Origin of the sequence: Pseudomonas sp. Pse35, from assembly GCF_024519715.1 — a bacterium.
Taxonomy (GTDB): domain Bacteria; phylum Pseudomonadota; class Gammaproteobacteria; order Pseudomonadales; family Pseudomonadaceae; genus Aquipseudomonas; species Aquipseudomonas paracarnis.
The window spans coordinates 95,799-113,920 of sequence record NZ_JALJRP010000016.1 but is presented as its reverse complement, the minus strand read 5'-3'; the positions used below and the strand labels follow the sequence as shown (position 1 = coordinate 113,920).

Annotated in this window: 14 protein-coding genes and 1 pseudogene; 4 read left to right on the top strand and 11 right to left on the bottom strand. The window is 59.8% G+C overall.

Annotated elements, in window-relative coordinates:
* Positions 1-86 precede the first annotated feature (86 nt).
* Genes OC445_RS15565 through OC445_RS15550 form a run of 4 tightly spaced genes read right to left on the bottom strand, consistent with a single transcriptional unit; the run spans position 87 to position 4,426 of the window.
* Positions 87-1,244, bottom strand: coding sequence for a DUF4350 domain-containing protein (locus tag OC445_RS15565; RefSeq protein ID WP_197900796.1), 1,158 nt, complete (start codon positions 1,242-1,244; stop codon positions 87-89).
* The gene (locus OC445_RS15560; RefSeq protein WP_197900795.1) at positions 1,241-2,770 is read right to left on the bottom strand and encodes a DUF4129 domain-containing protein; all 1,530 of its coding nucleotides are present in this window, start codon (positions 2,768-2,770) and stop codon (positions 1,241-1,243) included. Before OC445_RS15560 ends, OC445_RS15565 begins: the two co-directional genes overlap by 4 nt.
* Positions 2,757-3,737 carry a stage II sporulation protein M gene (locus OC445_RS15555; protein ID WP_054898013.1) on the bottom strand — a complete coding sequence of 327 codons (981 nt, stop codon included), beginning with the start codon at positions 3,735-3,737 and terminating at the stop codon, positions 2,757-2,759. Before OC445_RS15555 ends, OC445_RS15560 begins: the two co-directional genes overlap by 14 nt.
* On the bottom strand, positions 3,734-4,426 hold the full coding sequence (locus OC445_RS15550) for an RDD family protein (RefSeq protein ID WP_054898012.1): 693 nt from the start codon (positions 4,424-4,426) through the stop codon (positions 3,734-3,736). Before OC445_RS15550 ends, OC445_RS15555 begins: the two co-directional genes overlap by 4 nt.
* Before the next feature lie 167 nt (positions 4,427-4,593).
* On the opposite strand from OC445_RS15550, the gene sbcB reads away from it, so the two are divergent.
* A complete protein-coding gene (gene sbcB, locus OC445_RS15545; protein WP_181123931.1) occupies positions 4,594-6,021 on the top strand; it encodes an exodeoxyribonuclease I in 1,428 nt (475 codons plus the stop codon).
* A 90-nt stretch (positions 6,022-6,111) separates the two neighbouring features.
* On the opposite strand, the gene mvaT is transcribed toward sbcB, so the two are convergent.
* Positions 6,112-6,486: a histone-like nucleoid-structuring protein MvaT gene (mvaT, locus tag OC445_RS15540; protein WP_019821235.1), complete on the bottom strand. Its 375-nt coding sequence runs from the start codon at positions 6,484-6,486 to the stop codon at positions 6,112-6,114.
* A 352-nt stretch (positions 6,487-6,838) separates the two neighbouring features.
* Between mvaT and purU the strand changes: the two genes are divergently transcribed.
* Positions 6,839-7,687 carry a formyltetrahydrofolate deformylase gene (gene purU / locus OC445_RS15535; RefSeq protein ID WP_019821236.1) on the top strand — a complete coding sequence of 283 codons (849 nt, stop codon included), beginning with the start codon at positions 6,839-6,841 and terminating at the stop codon, positions 7,685-7,687.
* A 123-nt stretch (positions 7,688-7,810) separates the two neighbouring features.
* Here the strand turns inward: purU and OC445_RS15525 are convergent, their stop codons facing one another.
* The 5 genes and pseudogenes from OC445_RS15525 to OC445_RS27140 form a co-directional block, all read right to left on the bottom strand.
* Positions 7,811-8,920: a YbhN family protein gene (locus OC445_RS15525; protein ID WP_054898010.1), complete on the bottom strand. Its 1,110-nt coding sequence runs from the start codon at positions 8,918-8,920 to the stop codon at positions 7,811-7,813.
* Positions 8,908-9,660 carry a DUF2334 domain-containing protein gene (locus OC445_RS15520; protein ID WP_054898009.1) on the bottom strand — a complete coding sequence of 251 codons (753 nt, stop codon included), beginning with the start codon at positions 9,658-9,660 and terminating at the stop codon, positions 8,908-8,910. The genes OC445_RS15525 and OC445_RS15520 overlap by 13 nt, the downstream gene beginning before the upstream one ends.
* Entirely contained in the window at positions 9,653-10,774 is a 1,122-nt protein-coding gene (locus OC445_RS15515; RefSeq protein ID WP_054898008.1) for a glycosyltransferase family 4 protein, read from the bottom strand. The genes OC445_RS15520 and OC445_RS15515 overlap by 8 nt, the downstream gene beginning before the upstream one ends.
* Before the next feature lie 207 nt (positions 10,775-10,981).
* On the bottom strand, positions 10,982-11,746 hold the full coding sequence (locus OC445_RS27145; RefSeq protein WP_370694806.1) for a methyl-accepting chemotaxis protein: 765 nt from the start codon (positions 11,744-11,746) through the stop codon (positions 10,982-10,984).
* A 93-nt stretch (positions 11,747-11,839) separates the two neighbouring features.
* Positions 11,840-12,871: pseudogene (locus OC445_RS27140) on the bottom strand (cache domain-containing protein); the annotation flags it as partial.
* Between the two features lie 205 nt (positions 12,872-13,076).
* Here OC445_RS27140 and OC445_RS15505 point away from each other — a divergent pair.
* Positions 13,077-14,555, top strand: coding sequence for a helicase HerA-like domain-containing protein (locus OC445_RS15505; protein ID WP_054898007.1), 1,479 nt, complete (start codon positions 13,077-13,079; stop codon positions 14,553-14,555).
* A gap of 4 nt (positions 14,556-14,559) precedes the next feature.
* Here the strand turns inward: OC445_RS15505 and OC445_RS15500 are convergent, their stop codons facing one another.
* Positions 14,560-15,015 (bottom strand): DUF721 domain-containing protein, encoded by a 456-nt coding sequence (locus OC445_RS15500; protein WP_034128591.1) that lies wholly within the window; start codon positions 15,013-15,015, stop codon positions 14,560-14,562.
* A 306-nt stretch (positions 15,016-15,321) separates the two neighbouring features.
* Between OC445_RS15500 and secA the strand changes: the two genes are divergently transcribed.
* Positions 15,322-18,057: a preprotein translocase subunit SecA gene (gene secA, locus OC445_RS15495; RefSeq protein WP_262020205.1), complete on the top strand. Its 2,736-nt coding sequence runs from the start codon at positions 15,322-15,324 to the stop codon at positions 18,055-18,057.
* Positions 18,058-18,122 lie beyond the last annotated feature (65 nt).

Here is an 18,122-nt window from a genome sequence, read left to right as displayed (position 1 = left end):
TCGACCCTCAAGCACATCGTGGAACTATGAAATCGTGAGGGTCTGTTTCTTTTAGACGGAATATTTAACGGTTGCAAGGTGCCGGATCATAAGGCATTCCTGAGGGTTTGCAGGTGCGCCACCTGTCGGCTGAAGTCGGCGCTGGAGAGCCGCTTCAGCGCAACGGGCTCAAGCGCCTGGCTGATGATGTGAGGGGGTTGTCGCGTAAGGTGTTCCAGCACCTGGCGTTGCTCTGACGCATCGAGGTGTTCGAACCCTGGATGGCGTCGCCGGGCTGCGCGCAGAATGTCGTGTCGCAAGGCTTGCAACAACGTGCCCTGGCCGCTGCGGCGCAATAGGAAGTCCGCGCTGGCCTTCAAGTGTTCCTGCAACTGGCGACGTGCCTTGGGAGCCGGTGCCTGGATCGGGCCTTGGCGCATGCCTGCCTGCCACAGCCCCAGAGCAAGCAGCGCAACCAGGGCGACGAGGGCCTGGGGGAAATAACGGAGCAATAGAGTAAACAGATCGTCCGTGTCGCTGTTGAACAGCAAGGTGACGTCAGTGCCCTGGTTCAGATACCACAGCAACCAGGCGTTATCATGTTTGCCGATATCCGCGGTTTTCCACAGGTCGCTGTCGGTGATCACCGTGACGCGGCCTTGCCCCAGGTCAAGTTGCATCAGGTGGCTGGACTTGGCGCTGTTGGCGGAAAACTGCGCCAGGTGCTTGGGGTCGGTGAGGTTGAAGTCGGTGTCAAAACTGAAATAGGCCGGTGCCGTTTCGTTGTCGACATACAGCTTGGTCAGGTCCGGCTTGGTTTTTTTACGCGGTGGCGCGGGTTCGTCGAAGGTGTCGCTCAAGGTTTGGCGGACAGTGAGGCGATCAAGCAGCAAGTCACCGCTGGTGCCGGTTTCTTCATCCCATAATGCCTCGGCGACCAGTAGCAGGTGGCCACCGGCTTTTGCCCAGCCCAGCAGTTGTTCGACCTGGCGTGGGGTCATGTTGCTGCGCTCCCCCAGCAGCAACAGGCTATGGCCTTTGGCGGGCAGTTCGGCGAGTCGTTCAAGGCCATTGGCATGCGCCACCACCACGCCTTGCTGGCGCAAAAAGTGCTCGGCGGCCAGGTAAGGGTTGGCGCGTGCCTCTGGTGACGGGCCGCGATTTACCACTTCCTCGTAGGGAATTGCCTTGTGCCAGCCATATAGGCCGCCCGCACCCAACAGGCACGCCAGTAGCAGCGCTACCCACCATAACGCCCGGTTCATTGGCTCGCTCCGTCACTGAAAAGAGCACGCCAGTCGCTGCACAGTTTTTGTTGGGCTGAAGAGGGCGGTAGGCGGTGACCATAGGCCAGGTTTTGCCAGTGGCGCGTCAGTTCGTCGCTGAACGCCAGTAATTGCGGTTGTTGCAAACGATGAACGCGCTCCAGCACCTGCCCCTCGGTATCGGCGCTTGTCAGTGGCAGGTCGAACTCGTGCAACAGCCGGCTGAGCAACCCGCGATACAGCAGGCCAAGGGCTTCCCGGGGCTGGGTGGGCCATAGTTGTTCGGCGGTACTGGCGATGTCTTCGGGCAATGTCTCGGCGCCCAGCTCCAAGCCGAACAACTGAGCGGGAACGGGCGAGGGGGCGGTAGTGCGAGTGGGTCCGAGGCGGCTGACGAACGTGAGCAACCATTCACGGTAACGCCAGAACACCAGGGCCAGGCCGCCAATCACAAGGCTCCAGAGCAGTATTTCCAAGGTTTTGGCGACGTATTTGAAGGTGTCGCTGTTAAGGTTGTCGAGCAGTGCCTGGAGCCAGCCGGGTAATTTGCCGTCGCCCTTGGCCTTGTTTTCAACCGGCGCTTTTTCTTCGCCAAACCGATAGCGTGTGACGGTTTCCGGGTTCTTGAAAGGTGGCTTTTCCAGCAATGCCTGGATGGATTGGCTGGCGGCCTGGGTACTAAGTGGCTTATGGGCTGTGGTTTCATCTGCCATGGTCGGTGGGCTGATTTGTAGCAGTGCCAGACCAACGACCAGCAACAGCAGCGGTGCAACGTTGTTCAGGCGCTGGCGCAGGCGACGGAATACCAGTTCCAGGTCCCAGGCCTCCAGCACCGTGCGGCGGTTGAGGTACAGGCTGAAGCCACAGGCGACGTAGATGGGTTCCCAGAACACCAGGACCAGGGCATAGAAAGCATTGCTCAGGTGCTCAAGCCAAAGCACGTCCGAGCCTGATGCCAATACCAGTCGTTGCCAGTCCCAGTCCAGTTCAACCTGTTGCGGGATGAAGAGATAGAACAGGGCCATGCCGCCAAACCACAGACCGATTTCCAGGTGTACGCCGATCGTCGTCAGCCAGCGTGCGGCGCCAGCGTTACGTTGCAGCAACACCCCAAGGCGTCGTTGACGTGCGTCACCGTCCAGGCCTTCCAGTTGGCTGACGGGCAGGGTGAAGCTGCGACTCATGCTCAGCCGCCGCCAGGTCAGGCTGGCGAACAGTTGCCCTTTGAGCAACTGCGGCCAATGGCGAACGGCCTGTTTGAGGCTGGGGGGCTCAGCAAACAGGGCCTGGGAAAGAATGTACAGCGGCAAGCGGTCGAAGGCCGGCTTGAGCCACCAGAACAGGAACATGACCAGAGACGGGTAACTCCAGAGCAGCACCGTCAACAGGCTGAATATCGGAAGGCTCACCAGCGCCCAACTGCTCATCAGCAAGAAACGGTGTTCCCGCGCCATCAGCACACCCAAGTCCATGGCTTCCCAGGAAGTGCGCGGGCGAATGACTACGCTGGCGTCAGTCAGGCGCATGGCGACTCCGCCCGGCCAGGGTCAGGTAAGCGGCCACCAGCAGCCAGAGGGCGGCGCCTACCGCGTACTTGATCCAGGGCTCAATGCGAGTGGTTGAGGACCAGTAGGCTTCGATAAAGGCGGCGATCAACAGGAACACCATGACACCACAGAGCATCCTTACGCTTTTGCGCGCGGCCAGGCGCAGGGCTTCGCTGCGCGCCAAGCGCCCGGGGGCGACCAGTGCCCAGCCCAGTTGCAAGCCTGCGGCACCGGCCAGTGTGATGGCGCTCAACTCGAATGCGCCGTGACCAATGACAAACGACCAGAAGGTCTGGCCATAGCCAATTTCGGTAAGGTGCCCGGAGACCGCACCTATGACCAAACCGTTGAAAATCAGGAAGAACACACTGCCCAGGCCAAACAACAGGCCGGCGGCAAAGGTCTGGAAGGCGATGCCGATGTTGTGCATCACGTAATAGCCAAACATCATCCAGTCTTCGCTGGCGGCACGCTCGGCAGCGCGGCCCAGGCGGCTGGCGTCTGGGTTGTACATCCCCTGCATCTCGGCCACCTGCTGGGGGCCGATGATGCTGTAGACCAGGTCGGGGAACAGGTACACCAGCAGGGCGATCCCCACCAGGCTGCCAAAGAACAGCAGGCCGGCGATCAGCACGAAGCGCCATTGTTCGCGTACCAGGCGCGGGAAGTCGGCGAGAAGAAACGCCAGTATATTTGCTGTCAGATGGCTGCGATGACGATACAGTTGTTGATGGCCGCGCAGTGCCAGTTGTTGCAACGGATCGACCAGGTAACTGCTGTAGCCGCGTTGCTGAGCCAGGGCCAGGTGTTGGCACAGGCGTCGATATTGATGCGGGAAGTCGGCAACATCGGCGGCCTTGGCTTTACCTTGCTCCAGTTGCTTCAACTGCTCGGCGAAGGTTTGCCATTGATGCTGGTGGCGGCTTTCAAAAAGGCTTTGCTTCATGTCGGCCCCAACAAACCACGGGCTACACCGTTGAGTTGCTCCACGGCACGCGGTGCAGGCACCTGCAGGGGCCCTGCGAGGATGGCGGCCAGTTCATGCACCCGTTCGGCCGAGAGTTCGGCCTGGCGTTCGGCGAAACCGAGGATGGCCCGCTGTTCGCTCAGCTCCAGTGCGAATGACAGGCGCAGGGCGGGTGCTTGAGGGATGCTTGGGCGCACCAGCGGCAGCTCGCGGTAGACCACCAGTGTGCCTGCGGCCAGGTCGCCGAGCCGCTTGAAGTGCGGATGCTGCAGGCAACTGATCGCGCCGAGGAAATAACCGAAGGGCAGCATGTCGACAAAACGCAGCAGGTTGCGGATCAATGATGCCGACCAGCCAATGGGCGTGCCGTCATCCTGTACCACGCGCAGGCCCATGACCTGCTTGCCCGGCGAGCAGCCGTGGTTGAGCACTTCGAACAACACCATGTACCACCAGCTCACCACGAACAGCAGCAGCGAACCCAGCCCGATCCCCACATTGCCGAGCAGCGCCAGCGGCACTAGCAGGATCCCCATGATGATCCCTCGCACGCCCAGGTCGAATGCAAAGGCCAATGCCCGAGAGGGCAGGCCAGCAGGGCGCAGGAGCAGGTCGATGCCCTCCGGCGTTTCTATCTGATAGTGGGTATCCAAAGGCGTTGATGGCATTGCGATCCTTGGCAGTGCGAGGCGACTTGAGAGACACGGATGCTAACAGTGTCGACGGTGGAAGCAACCACCCGAGGTTTTTCTGGGTATTTATACAGTCAGGTATCGCTGGCCCCCAACGCCTTGCAGCGCCTAGACTTTGTCGGTCTTCAGCACAGGAATAGCCCGTGACCTCGATTTTCTGGTACGACTATGAAACCACTGGCATCAACCCGCGCAACGATCGCCCGCTCCAGGTAGCCGGGATCCGCACCGACCTTGAGCTCAATGAGGTCGGTGCGCCGATCAATCTTTATTGCCAGCCCAGCGACGATATCCTGCCTCACCCGGCAGCGTGCGCGATCACGGGCATCACGCCGGGTGTCCTCGCCGAGAAGGGCCTTGCCGAAGCCGATTTCATGACTCGGGTGCACGCCGAACTGGCCGCGCCAGGTACCTGCGGCGCCGGCTACAACACCCTGCGATTCGACGATGAAATGACGCGCTACAGTCTGTACCGCAATTTTTTCGACCCGTATGCGCGCGAGTGGCAGGGCGGCAACAGCCGGTGGGACTTGATCGATGTGATGCGCACTGCCTACGCCCTGCGGCCGGAGGGCATCAACTGGCCCGAGCAGGATGGGCGTGTGACCCTCAAGCTCGAACGCTTGACCGAGGCCAACGGCATTGACCATGGCCAGGCCCATGATGCGTTGTCGGATGTGCGTGCAACCATCGCCCTGGCGCGGTTGGTCCGGGAGAAACAACCGAAGTTGTATGAATGGTTGTTTCAATTGCGCAGCAAGCAGCGGGTCATGGATCAGGTGCGGTTGCTGCAACCGATGGTGCATATCTCGGGGCGTTTTTCCGCCGAGCGCCATTATCTGGGCGTGGTCTTGCCCCTGGCGTGGCACCCGCGCAATCGCAATGCCTTGATCGTCTGTGACCTGGGGCTCGATCCACAAGGGCTGTTGGACCTGGATGCGACGACGCTGCGTCAGCGTCTTTACACGCGCCGCGATGAGCTAGCCGAAGGTGAACTGCCGGTTCCGCTCAAGTTGCTGCATATCAACCGCTGCCCGGTGGTTGCGCCGTTGAAGGTGCTGCGCCCTCAAGACCTCGAGCGCCTTCAATTGGATAAGGAAGCTTGCCTCGCGCGGGCGCTGCGGCTAACTGACGCACATGAAGTTTGGCGGGACAAGTTAGCGGCCATTTATGCCGAGGAAGACTTTGCGTCAAACTCGGACCCGGAGCAGCAGCTCTACGAGGGTTTTATTGGTGACCGTGACCGCCGTTTATGTGAGCAAGTTCGCATGGCAGAGCCCGCGCAATTAGCCCGTCAGCAGTGGCCGTTCGATGATCATCGTTTGCCGGAATTATTATTTCGCTACCGGGCGCGTAACTTTCCTGAAACCTTGAACAATGAGGAGCAACAACGCTGGAAACTTTTCTGTCAGCAACGTTTGTCGGATGCACAGTGGGGGGCGCCGAATACCCTCTTGGCATTTAAGCAGGCGCGTGAGGAGTTGGCGGTTAGTGCTACATCGTTTCAGTGCCAGGTACTGGCGCAATGGCAGGACTATGTGGATTCCTTAGCGGCGCGCCTGAATCTGTAGGTGCATAACTACAGAATATTCAGACAATAAAAAACGCCAGCAAGCTGGCGTTTTTCATGTGTGACGTATCGGGTGAACGTCCGACCGGGCTTAGCCCAGCAGGGTTGCCCAACCTTCAACTACGTCACCGCCCCACTTGGCTTTCCACTCTTTCAGAGTTTTGTGGTTGCCACCTTTGGTTTCAATCACTTCGCCGTTGTGCGGGTTTTTGTACTGCTTGACCTTGCGAGCACGCTTGGTGCCGGTAGTTTTCACAGCGCCACGCGGTGCTTTAACTTTCGACTCTGGATCCAGCAGCGCGATGATGTCACGCAGGGATTTGGAGTATTCACCCATCAGGGTGCGCAATTTGCCTTCGAATTCCAGCTCGGTTTTCAGCTTGTCGTCTTCGGACAGGTTCTTCAAACGGGCTTGCAGCTCTTTGATAGCTTCTTCGGTGGCGCGGTATTCGTTGATCAGTGACATGTGGACTACCTTATGTAGAACGCTGATTGACAGGGTGAGTGGCCTAATAATAGTCAGGCAATTTCATCAAGTAAACATTTAAGACGGTATTTAGGCGAATGACATTGAATGTGTGGGAGAAAACCTGGCCGATGAGTTAATTAGTAAGCGTTATGCGCAAAAGATAATCACCTTAATTTTTTGCTATCGGCCTGAGCATGCCGTTGTATCGTCATATAGCGCTGGTAAAACCTTACACGATTAAGGGGTGTTACCACGGCCATGCCTCAAGATAAGGTGCAAGGGAATACTGCAGTTTTTCTGCGTAATCGCTAGAATAGCGGCCTTTGTGAAGTTCTGGAGTTTCCCCCTAATGCGCACTTTTCGGCTGGTGATTGCTTGCCCGGACCGGGTTGGCATCGTTGCCAAGGTCAGTAACTTTCTGGCTTCCCATAATGGCTGGATCACCGAGGCGAGCCATCACTCGGACGATCTCAGTGGTTGGTTTTTCATGCGTCACGAAATCCGTGCCGATACGTTGCCCTTTGGCCTGGAAGCCTTCCGCGAGGCGTTTGCGCCGATTGCCGAAGAGTTTTCGATGACCTGGCACATCACCGATACAGAGCAGAAGAAACGCGTGGTGCTGATGGCCAGCCGCGAATCCCACTGCCTGGCAGACCTGCTGCACCGCTGGCACAGCGACGAACTCGATTGCGAGATTGCCTGCGTGATCTCCAACCATGACGACCTGCGCAGCATGGTCGAATGGCATGGCATCCCTTATTACCATGTGCCGGTCAACCCACAGGACAAGGAGCCGGCATTCGCCGAAGTGTCGCGCCTGGTCAAGCAGCATGACGCGGATGTAGTGGTGCTGGCGCGCTACATGCAGATCCTGCCACCGGAGCTGTGCCGCGAATACGCTGGCAAGGTGATCAACATCCACCACAGCTTCTTGCCGTCCTTTGTTGGTGCCAAGCCTTATCACCAGGCTTCCCTGCGTGGCGTGAAGCTGATTGGTGCAACCTGCCACTACGTGACCGAAGAGCTGGACGCCGGCCCGATCATCGAGCAGGACGTGGTGCGCGTCAGCCACAGCGACAGTATTGAAGACATGGTGCGTTTCGGCCGTGATGTCGAGAAGATGGTGTTGGCCCGTGGCTTGCGCTACCACCTGGAAGATCGCGTGTTGGTGCACGGCAACAAGACCGTGGTCTTCTGACCCAGCGGTTTTGATTGAAAGACACCGGGGCCTGGAGGTAAAACTCTCCAGGCCCTTTTTTATTTCTGTTTCAGGAGATTCCCATGAGCGACCCGCTCGATAAAGCCACCTCACGGGCGCCTGCTACCTTGGGCGAGGGCTGTTTGAGTCGTTACGACCCGGACGCGCTGGATGCCGAGGATGATACTGATTTTCCAGGCGCGGCGCGTTTATGGGAACAGACACAGGCGCAGGATGAGCAGCCTGCCGCCCCTGAAAAAGACGCTTGAGCAGCGGTTTGCCGACCATCAATAGAAACACTGGCGCACCGGCCAGCAAATAGAAGTAGTAGGTCACCGCGCGCCAGATCAGAATCGCCGCAGCCGCTGTGGATGTGCCCACCATGGGCGCCAGCAGTGCGGCTGACGTCAACTCCGCAGCGCCGGCCCCGCCTGGCGCCAGGCTGAACTGCCCGGCAGTCAGGGATAACATCTGGATCAGAAAGCTCCAGGCCCACTGCACCTCGCCCCCCAACCCGCGCAGCGCCAGGTACAGCACGCTGTAACGCAGCAGCCAATGCAGGCTGGTCAGCGCAAAGACCCCAAGCAAGGTGCTGCGGGGTAGTTTCAGGGTGGCGCTGAACGCCGCAAGAAAACGCAGCAACCGGCGTGCCCAGCGTCGGCGGGTGATAGCACTGACCTTCATGGCCTTGAGTACCAAACCCGCCAGGCGAATCAGCCGTCGGTGAAAATGCACCACGGCCCAGCCACTGATTACCCCACCCACCATCGACACGGCGCTGAGCCCCAGCAACCACTCCAGGCGCGGGCTGAGGCTATGGAACAGCGCATATAGCAAGATCCCCACCAGTGCGCAGAGAAAAAACACTAGGTCGCTCAACTGGTCCATGGCAAACACCGCGCTGCCTTGGGCGGGGCGGATGCCATTGCGTGCCAGCAGGGCCATCAGGGTCAACGGCCCGCCGCTGCCGCCGGGTGTTGCACACATGGCGAACTCGGTGGATATCACCACGCCAAGGCTTTTAAGCGGGCCTAACTCGCCGCGATGCTCGCCAAGCAGTAGGCGGATACGCAGACTGTTGATCAGCCAGCAGCCAATGATCATGGCGAACATCCCCAGTAACTGGGGCAAGGGAAACTGGCGCAGGCGCGCAATGCTTTCGCCGCCGCCCAGCCACAATGGGATCACCAGCGCCACCAAGAGCGCCAACACTAACCAGATCAGTCGGCCCATGGCTGCGTCGCCAGCCAGGCGGCCTTGGTTTGGGGGACGCGCCCCGTGTTGAGCAGGCGTTGCAGGGTGTCTAGCCAATAATCGCGGGAAAACCTGTGGCGCATGTCCACCGGGTGCAAACCCAGTCGGATCAGCGGGGCCTCCTGCCACCGCTGTTCACGGCGATCACTGAGGATTTTGGACAATCCCCGGCGCCAGCCGCTGCGGGCGCTCCACACCAGGCCGGGGGCGTTGATAGGCGTGAAGTCCGGCAGGCGATAAAGATGTTGTGGGTCGCTGGTGTAGCTCAGCGGCAACTGGCGCAATGCCTGCCGGGTGCCGTCGCTCATCAACCAGGCGGGCGCAACAAAGCCATGCAGCGGCCAGCCATTGCGCTCAAATACCTCAATGCCGGCGGTCAACCGCCGCAACGCCTCGGCTTCGGACAGCTGGTAAAACTCGCCTTCGTGGGTATAGATGCGTCGCATAAACCATTCTTTTGGCGTACGCGGCCGAGGTTGGTCGTCGCAATGGTAGTAACCGTGCAAGGTGAGCTCATCGCCCTTGGCGACACGGCTGTCGAGCAGGCGCCGAAAATCGCGGTGGGCGGCCAAGTCGTCATGGTGATGGAAGTCTGGCACCACCAGCCAAGTGATGGGCACGTGGCCCAGTGCATCGACGGCCTCGACGAACGGCCGGTAGTCGGCCCAGGTGTGCGGAGCCACGTCGTGCAGTACCAGCATCAGCGCGCGCTCAGCCATGGGCGAGCATCGGTTCATGGCTGCCCAGCACGGCGCAGTAATGCCCCAGCAGGCTGTCGACTACCGTGTCCCACGCATAATGCTGCTCGACATGGCGCCGAGCCTGAGCACCCAGGCGTCGGCTGTCGGTACTGAACAGCTCGCGCACCGCCTCGGCCATGGCCTTGGGGTTGTTTGGCGCGCACAGCAGGCCACAACGCTCGTCGACAATCTCGGTAAAGGCCCCGGCCGCCACGGCGACCACTGGAATACCGCAGGCCATGGCTTCCAGGATCACCAGGCCGAAGGTCTCCTGGTCACCACCATGCAGTAAGGCGTCGGCGCTGGCCATCAGCCGAGCTACATGTTGGGCGGGCCGGAATCCGTCAATCACGGTGACATTGTCTGGCACGCTGGCCGGCATGCCGGAGCCCACCAGCAGCAAGTGGTAGCCTTCCCCCAGGCGTTTCATGCAGTTGAGCAGCACCGGCAGGTTTTTCTCCTTGGAGCCGCGCCCGGCGAAGATCAGTAGCCGAGTGTCTTCGCCAATCCCCAGTTCGGCGCGCAGGCCGGGGTCACGTACCTCAGGGGTGAAGGTTTGCAGGTCTACGCCCAGGGGTTGAACGAAGACATTTCTGACGCCAAGCCCGATGAGCTTGTCGGCCATTACCTGGCTGGGGGCGAGCACTCGGTCAAAATTCCCATAGAGTTTGCGCACATAGGCTTCAACATTGGGGGTAAACCAAGGCCCCATGCGGTTGCTCACCAACAGTGGCAGGTCGGAGTGGTAAAAGCCGATGACCGGCACATCCAATTGGCGTCGGGCATCCAGCGCGGCCCAGGCGGTCAGGTAAGGGTCGCCCACTTCGATCAGGTCGGGCTGTAAATCGTGCAGGACATTTCGCCAAGGCGCCAAACGAAGGGGGAAGCGATAGCCTTTGCCGAAGGGCAGGGCGGGCGCCGGTACTTTGAAGATGCCGTCCTGCTCGCTCAAGTGTGCGCCAGGAATCAACAGGCTGTGGCGAATGCCCGGCTTGAGCGCCAGACGCCGGTGCTTGGCGTCAAGGTAAGTGCGTACGCCACCGCTGGCCGGGGCGTAGAACATGGTTATGTCAGCGATATGCACGATGAACATCCCTCCGATCCATTGCTCTCCCTAGATGGACCTGAGGTAAGGATAGATGTTCGGTTTAGATTCGCAGCATAACGGTGGCGGGAGCGGACAAATGCACGCTGTAGGAGCGAGCTTGCTCGCGAAAAACTCGCAGACGCCGCGTTTCTTCAGGCAGCCCGCGTTATCGTTGACGTTTTTCGCGAGCAAGCTCGCTCCTACGGGTGAATTTCAAATCCGGAAGCTGCCCACCAATTGCTTCAAGCGCGAGGCCTGTTGTTCCAGGTCCGAGCAGGCGCGAAGGGTCGATTGCAGGTTTTCCACCCCTTCCTGGTTGAGGGTGTTGATCTCGGTGATGTCCATATTGATCGACTCCACCACCGAGGTTTGTTCTTCCGTTGCGGTGGCGACCGACTGGTTCATGCCGTCGATCTCGCCAATGCGCTGGGTCACGCTGTTAAGGCGCTCGCCGGCCAGGTTGGCGATTTCCACGCTGTCCAGGCTGTGGCGTTGGCTTTCGCTCATGGTAGTCACCGAGTCCCGGGCACCCACCTGTAGCTCTTCGATCATCGTCTGCACCTGTTGCGCCGACTCCTGAGTGCGATGAGCGAGGTTGCGCACTTCATCGGCCACGACCGCAAATCCACGCCCGGCTTCCCCCGCGCGCGCCGCTTCGATCGCCGCATTGAGCGCCAGCAGATTGGTTTGCTGGGAAATGCTGGTGATCACCTCAAGAATCTGGCCGATATTCACCGTTTTGCTGTTAAGTGCTTCGATATTGGTGCTTGAGGTGCTGATCATGCTGGATAACTGCGTCATCGCCTTGATATTGCGTTCAACCACCTGCTGGCCGTCTTCGGCCAAGTGCCTGGCATCGCTGGCCTGACTGGAGGCTTGGGCGGCGTTGCGTGCGATCTCCTGGGCTGCGGCCCCCAGTTGATTGATGGCGGCAGCGACGCTGTTGGTGCGGTTGGCCTGTTCGTCAGAGTTGACCATCGACGAGTTGGAGGCGCTGACCACCCGCAGGGCCACTTCATTGACGTGCTCGGTGGCTGAAGACACTTCGCGAATCGAGGTATGAATGCGCTCGACGAAGCGGTTGAAAGCATTGCCCAGGGTGCCGAATTCATCATTGTTCTGGATGGTCAGGCGGCGGGTCAGGTCGCCTTCACCGTCGGCAATGTCTTGCATGGCGCGGGTCATCAGGTGCAAAGGTTGCAGCAAGACGCGGATCAGCATGCCGAGCAGGGCGATGATGATCACCACCGCGATGATCGTGGCGATCACCGCCGAGGTGCGGAACTCACTGAGCATGGCGAAAGACTTGTCCTTGTCCACCGAAACGCCCAGGTACCAGTTCACCGATGGCAGGCCCTTGATCGGTGTGAACGTCACGATATTGGTCTTGCCATTGGCTTGCACTTCGCTGAAGTCGCCGCTGATCTTCGGCGTGTCTTTTGGATAAACGTCCGACAGGGTCTTCATCACCAGGGCTTTATCGGGGTGCACCAGCACTTTGCCGTCGGCGCTGACTAGGAACGCATAGCCCATGCCGCCAAAATCCAGCGCGCCGATGTTGTCCACCAGGGTCTGCAGGCTCAGGTCGCCGCCGACTACGCCGATGCTCTGGCCGCCCTTGGTACTGGGCGTGGCAACGGAGATGATCAGTTGCCCGGTCGCCGCGTCGATATAGGGTTCGGTCAGGGTCGAGCCATTACTGGCCTGGGCGCCCTTGTACCAGGGGCGAACACGCGGGTCGAAGCCGTCGGGCATCTTGGTGTCAGGGCGGATGGTGAACGTGCCCTGGCTGTCACCGACGTAGGTCGCCATGAATGACGAGGTCAGCGCTTTCTGCTCCAGCAGGCTGGCGACGACGGCTTTTTCAGGGTTGATGGCGATGTTCTGTGCGGCGTTTTCCACCAGGGCGATACGCCCGGTGAGCCAGGTCTGGATGTTGCTGGCGGTAACGTCGCCCATCTCGTGCAGGTAATTGTTGAGGTCGTCGCGAATCGCGTTGCGCTGCAGATAGTCGTTGTAGAGGGTAAACAACGCAAAGGCGGCGATGACGATAAGGGAGGCTGCAAGCAGGATCTTGTGGCTGAAGCGCAGATTTTTGTTCATGGCTTGAAGGGTCCGCTAAGGTCTTAATATCCGAGGCGCATCCAATGCGGGAGGCGCGAAATGGCAGCGTTAAAAAAGGTGTGGTATTTCTGGTGATAGCTCCGTTGGTCCGTATCGGAATTATCTGACCGTTTTTTAGTCTTTGTCGGGCTTACATCCGTCTATATCGACCTCGCGGCACTAAAGATTAACCATAGGTGACGAAATGCCTGACTCCACACAACTGCTTATCGGTGCAGGCCTTGACGGCCAGCCCATCGCCCAGTCCATGCGCCTGGCCAACCGTCATGGGTTGATCGCCGGCGCCACAGGCACCGGCAAGACCGTCACCTTGCAGCGCCTGGCGGAAGCCTTCAGTGATGCGGGCGTGGCGGTGTTCGCTGCCGACATCAAAGGCGACCTCTGCGGCCTGGGCGCCGCCGCCAACCCCCAGGGCAAAGTGGCCGAGCGCATCGCCGGTATGCCCTTCCTTGATTACACGGCCCAGGCGTACCCGGTCACCCTGTGGGATATCCACGGCCAATCCGGTCATCCGTTGCGCACCACCATCAGTGAAATGGGCCCGCTCTTGCTCGGCAGCCTGTTGGAACTCACCGACAGCCAGCAGTCGGCGCTCTATGCGGCGTTCAAAGTGGCCGACCGCGAAGGCCTGTTGCTGCTGGACCTCAAGGACCTCAAGGCACTGCTCAATCACCTGCGCTATCACCCGGAACTGCTGGGCGAAGACGCCGCCTTGATGACCACCGGTTCCAGCCAGGCCTTGTTACGACGCCTGGCGGTGCTGGAGCAGCAGGGCGCCGAAGCCTTGTTTGGCGAGCCGGCCCTGCAACTGGAGGATATTTTGCAGCCCGCCAGTGATGGGCGTGGTCGCATCCACCTGCTGGACGCCAGCCGCCTGGTGCATGAAGCGCCGAAGGTCTACGCGACCTTCCTGTTATGGCTGCTGGCAGAGTTGTTCGAACAATTGCCGGAACGCGGCGATGCCGACAAACCGTTGCTGGCGTTGTTTTTCGATGAAGCGCACTTGTTGTTCGCCGATACGCCAAAAGCCTTGCAGGAGCGCCTGGAGCAAGTGGTGCGCCTGATCCGTTCCAAAGGGGTTGGCGTGTACTTCGTCACCCAGTCGCCGGGCGACCTGCCGGATACGGTACTGGCGCAACTGGGCCTGCGCATCCAGCACGGTTTGCGCGCATTCACCGCCAAAGAGCAGAAATCCTTGCGAGCGGTGGCGGACGGTTTTCGGCCCAACCCGACATTCGATACCTTGTCAGTGCTTACAGAATTGGGCACTGGTGAGGCATTGGTGGGAACCTTGCAGGAAAAGGGCACGCCGGAAGTCGTCCAGCGCGTACTGGTTGCTCCCCCGCAATCGCGGATCGGGCCGCTCACCGAAGCCGAACGTAAAGCGTTGGTTGCCAGTTCGCCGCTGTTGGGGCGCTATGACAAACCAGTGGATCGTGAGTCTGCCTATGAGGTGCTGATGGCCCGCAAGGAGCTTGGGCCTGCCGAGCAGGCTGCTCCGGCCGCCGAAGAGCCGAGCTTCACCGACAAGGCGGGTGCATTCCTGGGGACCACGGCGGGCAAGGCGTTGAAATCAGCCATGCAGCAGGCCGCCAATCAGATGGGGCGCCAGTTGGTGCGGGGGTTGCTGGGTTCGTTGCTGGGCGGCAGCAAACGCAAATAGCGCTTCAGGCTTTGGGCCGGGCATGGGCGGCCAGCCGTTCCAGGGCAGCGCGCAACCCCGGGTCGTTGATCCCTTCAGCAGTGGCCTGAAGGGTTTCGGCGGCCGTTTCCGACAGGTCCATGGTATGCCCCACTGCGCCTTGCGGCACGGTGGGTGGCTGTACCTTGAACTGAATGCGCGTCAAATTGGCAAATTCGTCGAACGCCATCAACTGGCGCTGCAAGCGCTTCTGTTGGTAGCGCAAGCGGGTCGCCCAATGCCCATCGGTGACAATTAATAGCAGGTTGCCTTCACGCCAGGAGGCGACGTGACAATGTTCCCGGGCGGCCGGCTGCAGTTGGCTTTCCAGCAGGCGTTGCAGATGGCCCAAGCGTTGCGCCTGGCCGAAGATAGCTTTCAGCGGTTTGGCTTCGCGGAGCAACGCGCCGGGCGCGCGGGCTGTGAGAGGGCGAAATGCCATGTTTAGACACCTTAGGTAACAGAGCGGCTATCTTAGCAGAAAGCGCCTGTATGCCCTGAGGCTCTGCGTCGGCAGGGCTTTCTCCGTCAAATCAATAAGTAACTTCTGCGCCTGGTGGGTTGAAGTTCCAGCAAAAGCCCTTATTTTAAACATGCCCTCTCACTATGCCGTGCCTGTCTCAGGGAACAACGCCACTTTCCTCACCCACGATTCCGGGTAGAATGCGCGTTCGCAATGCGGCCGTGAGGGCTGCTCGGGCCACTCACGGTGCGCCCTCCATCCCTATGTGTGGAAGAACCTGCCGATATGTTTGCGCCTTTGTTAAAGAAACTTTTTGGAAGCAAGAATGAGCGCGAAGTCAAACGCATGCTCAAGACGGTGCAGCTGGTCAATGCCTTCGAAGAGCAGATGGTTGCTCTGTCGGACGAGCAATTGCGCGCCAAGACCCAAGAGTTCAAGGCCCGCATAGCCAAAGGTGAAACCCTCGACAAGCTGCTGCCCGAAGCCTTCGCGGTTGCCCGTGAAGCCGGTAAGCGCGTCATGGGCATGCGCCACTTCGACGTCCAGTTGATCGGCGGCATGACCTTGCATGAAGGCATGATTGCCGAAATGCGCACCGGTGAAGGCAAGACCCTGGTGGCAACCCTGGGCGTTTACCTCAACGCACTGTCCGGCAAGGGCGTGCACGTTGTGACGGTGAACGACTACCTGGCTCGCCGGGACGCCAACTGGATGCGCCCGTTGTATGAATTCCTCGGCCTGACCGTCGGCGTGGTAACGCCGTTCCAGCCGCCGGAAGAGAAGCGCGCCGCGTACGCCTGCGACATCACCTACGGTACCAACAACGAATTCGGTTTCGATTACCTGCGCGACAACATGGCGTTCAGCATGGATGAAAAATTCCAGCGTGAACTCAACTTTGCCGTGATCGACGAAGTCGACTCCATCCTCATCGACGAAGCCCGTACCCCGCTGATCATCTCCGGCCAGGCCGAAGACAGCTCGCGCCTGTACACCGAGATCAACAAGTTGATCCCGCGTCTTGAGCAGCACATCGAGGAAGTGGAAGGCGTGGTGACCAAAGAAGGTCACTTCACCATCGACGAGAAGACCCGCCAGGTCGAACTCAACGAAGCCGGTCACCAGTTTGTCGAAGAAATGCTGACCCAGATCGGCGAACTGGCCGAAGGCGAAAGCCTGTACTCGGCGCACAACCTGGGCCTGTTGACCCACGTGTACGCTGGCCTGCGCGCCCACAAGCTGTTCCATCGCAACGTCGAATACATCGTGCAGGACGGCCAGGTGGTACTGGTTGACGAGCACACCGGTCGTACCATGCCCGGTCGTCGTCTGTCCGAAGGCCTGCACCAGGCCATCGAAGCCAAGGAACACCTCAACATCCAGGCCGAAAGCCAGACGTTGGCGTCCACCACCTTCCAGAACTACTTCCGTCTGTACAACAAGCTGTCCGGCATGACCGGTACGGCCGACACCGAAGCGTTCGAATTCCACCAGATCTACAACCTGGCCGTGATGGTCATTCCGCCGAACAAACCGTTGGCGCGTAAAGACTACAACGACCTGGTGTTCCTGACCGCCGAAGAGAAATACGCGGCGATCATCAACGACATCAAGGACGGCATGGCCAAGGGCCGTCCGATCCTGGTGGGTACCGCCACCATCGAGACCTCCGAGCACGTGTCCAACCTGCTCAACAAGGAAGGCATCGAGCACAAGGTACTGAACGCCAAGTTCCACGAAAAAGAAGCCGAGATCATTGCCCAGGCCGGTCGCCCAGGCGCACTGACCATCGCCACCAACATGGCCGGTCGTGGTACCGACATCCTGTTGGGCGGCAACTGGGAAGTGGAAGTGGCCTCGCTCGACAACCCGACGCCTGAGCAGATCGCCCAGATCAAGGCCGACTGGCAGAAGCGTCACCAGGCTGTGCTGGAATCCGGTGGCTTGCAGGTGATCGCGTCCGAGCGTCACGAATCGCGTCGTATCGACAACCAACTGCGTGGCCGTGCCGGCCGCCAGGGTGATGCCGGTTCCAGCCGTTTCTACCTGTCGCTGGAAGACAGCCTGATGCGTATCTTCGCATCGGACCGGGTGAAGAGCTTCATGAAAGCCCTGGGCATGCAGTCCGGTGAAGCGATCGAGCACCGCATGGTGACCAACGCCATCGAGAAGGCCCAGCGCAAAGTAGAAGGCCGCAACTTCGATATTCGCAAGCAACTGCTCGAGTTCGACGACGTCAACAACGAACAGCGTAAAGTGATCTATCACATGCGTAACACGTTGCTGGCCGCCGACAACATTGGCGAGACCATCGCTGATTTCCGTCAGGACGTGCTCAACGCCACTGTCAGCGCCCATATTCCGCCACAGTCGCTGCCTGAGCAGTGGGATGTTGCCGGCCTGGAAGCGGCATTGAAGAGCGACTTCGGTGTGGACTTGCCGGTTCAGCAATGGCTGGACGAAGACGACCACCTGTATGAAGAAACCCTGCGCGAAAAACTGATGGCCGAGTTGCTGGCGGCGTACAACGAGAAAGAAGAGCAGGCGAGTGCCGAAGCTCTGCGCACCTTCGAGAAACAGATCGTATTGCGCGTGCTGGATGACCTGTGGAAAGACCACCTGTCGACCATGGACCACCTGCGCCACGGTATCCACCTGCGTGGCTACGCCCAGAAGAACCCGAAGCAGGAGTACAAGCGCGAGTCGTTCACGCTGTTCTCCGAATTGCTGGATTCGATCAAGCGCGATTCGATCCGCGTGCTGTCCCACGTTCAGGTGCGTCGCGAAGACCCGATCGAGGAAGAAGCACGCCTGCGTCAGGAAGCCGAAGCACTGGCGGCGCGCATGCAGTTCCAGCATGACGAAGCGCCGGGCCTGGATGAGCCTGAAGCATTGGGTGAAGAGGTCGATGTGGCCCTGGCCCAGACCCCGGTTCGGAATGACCAGAAGCTGGGCCGCAACGAGCTGTGCTACTGCGGTTCGGGCAAGAAATTCAAACACTGCCACGGCCAGATCGAATAAGATTTTCGCCTGACGCTGCAACACCCCGCGCCGCGACCGGCCTTTGCCGTCGCGGCGTTTTGCCA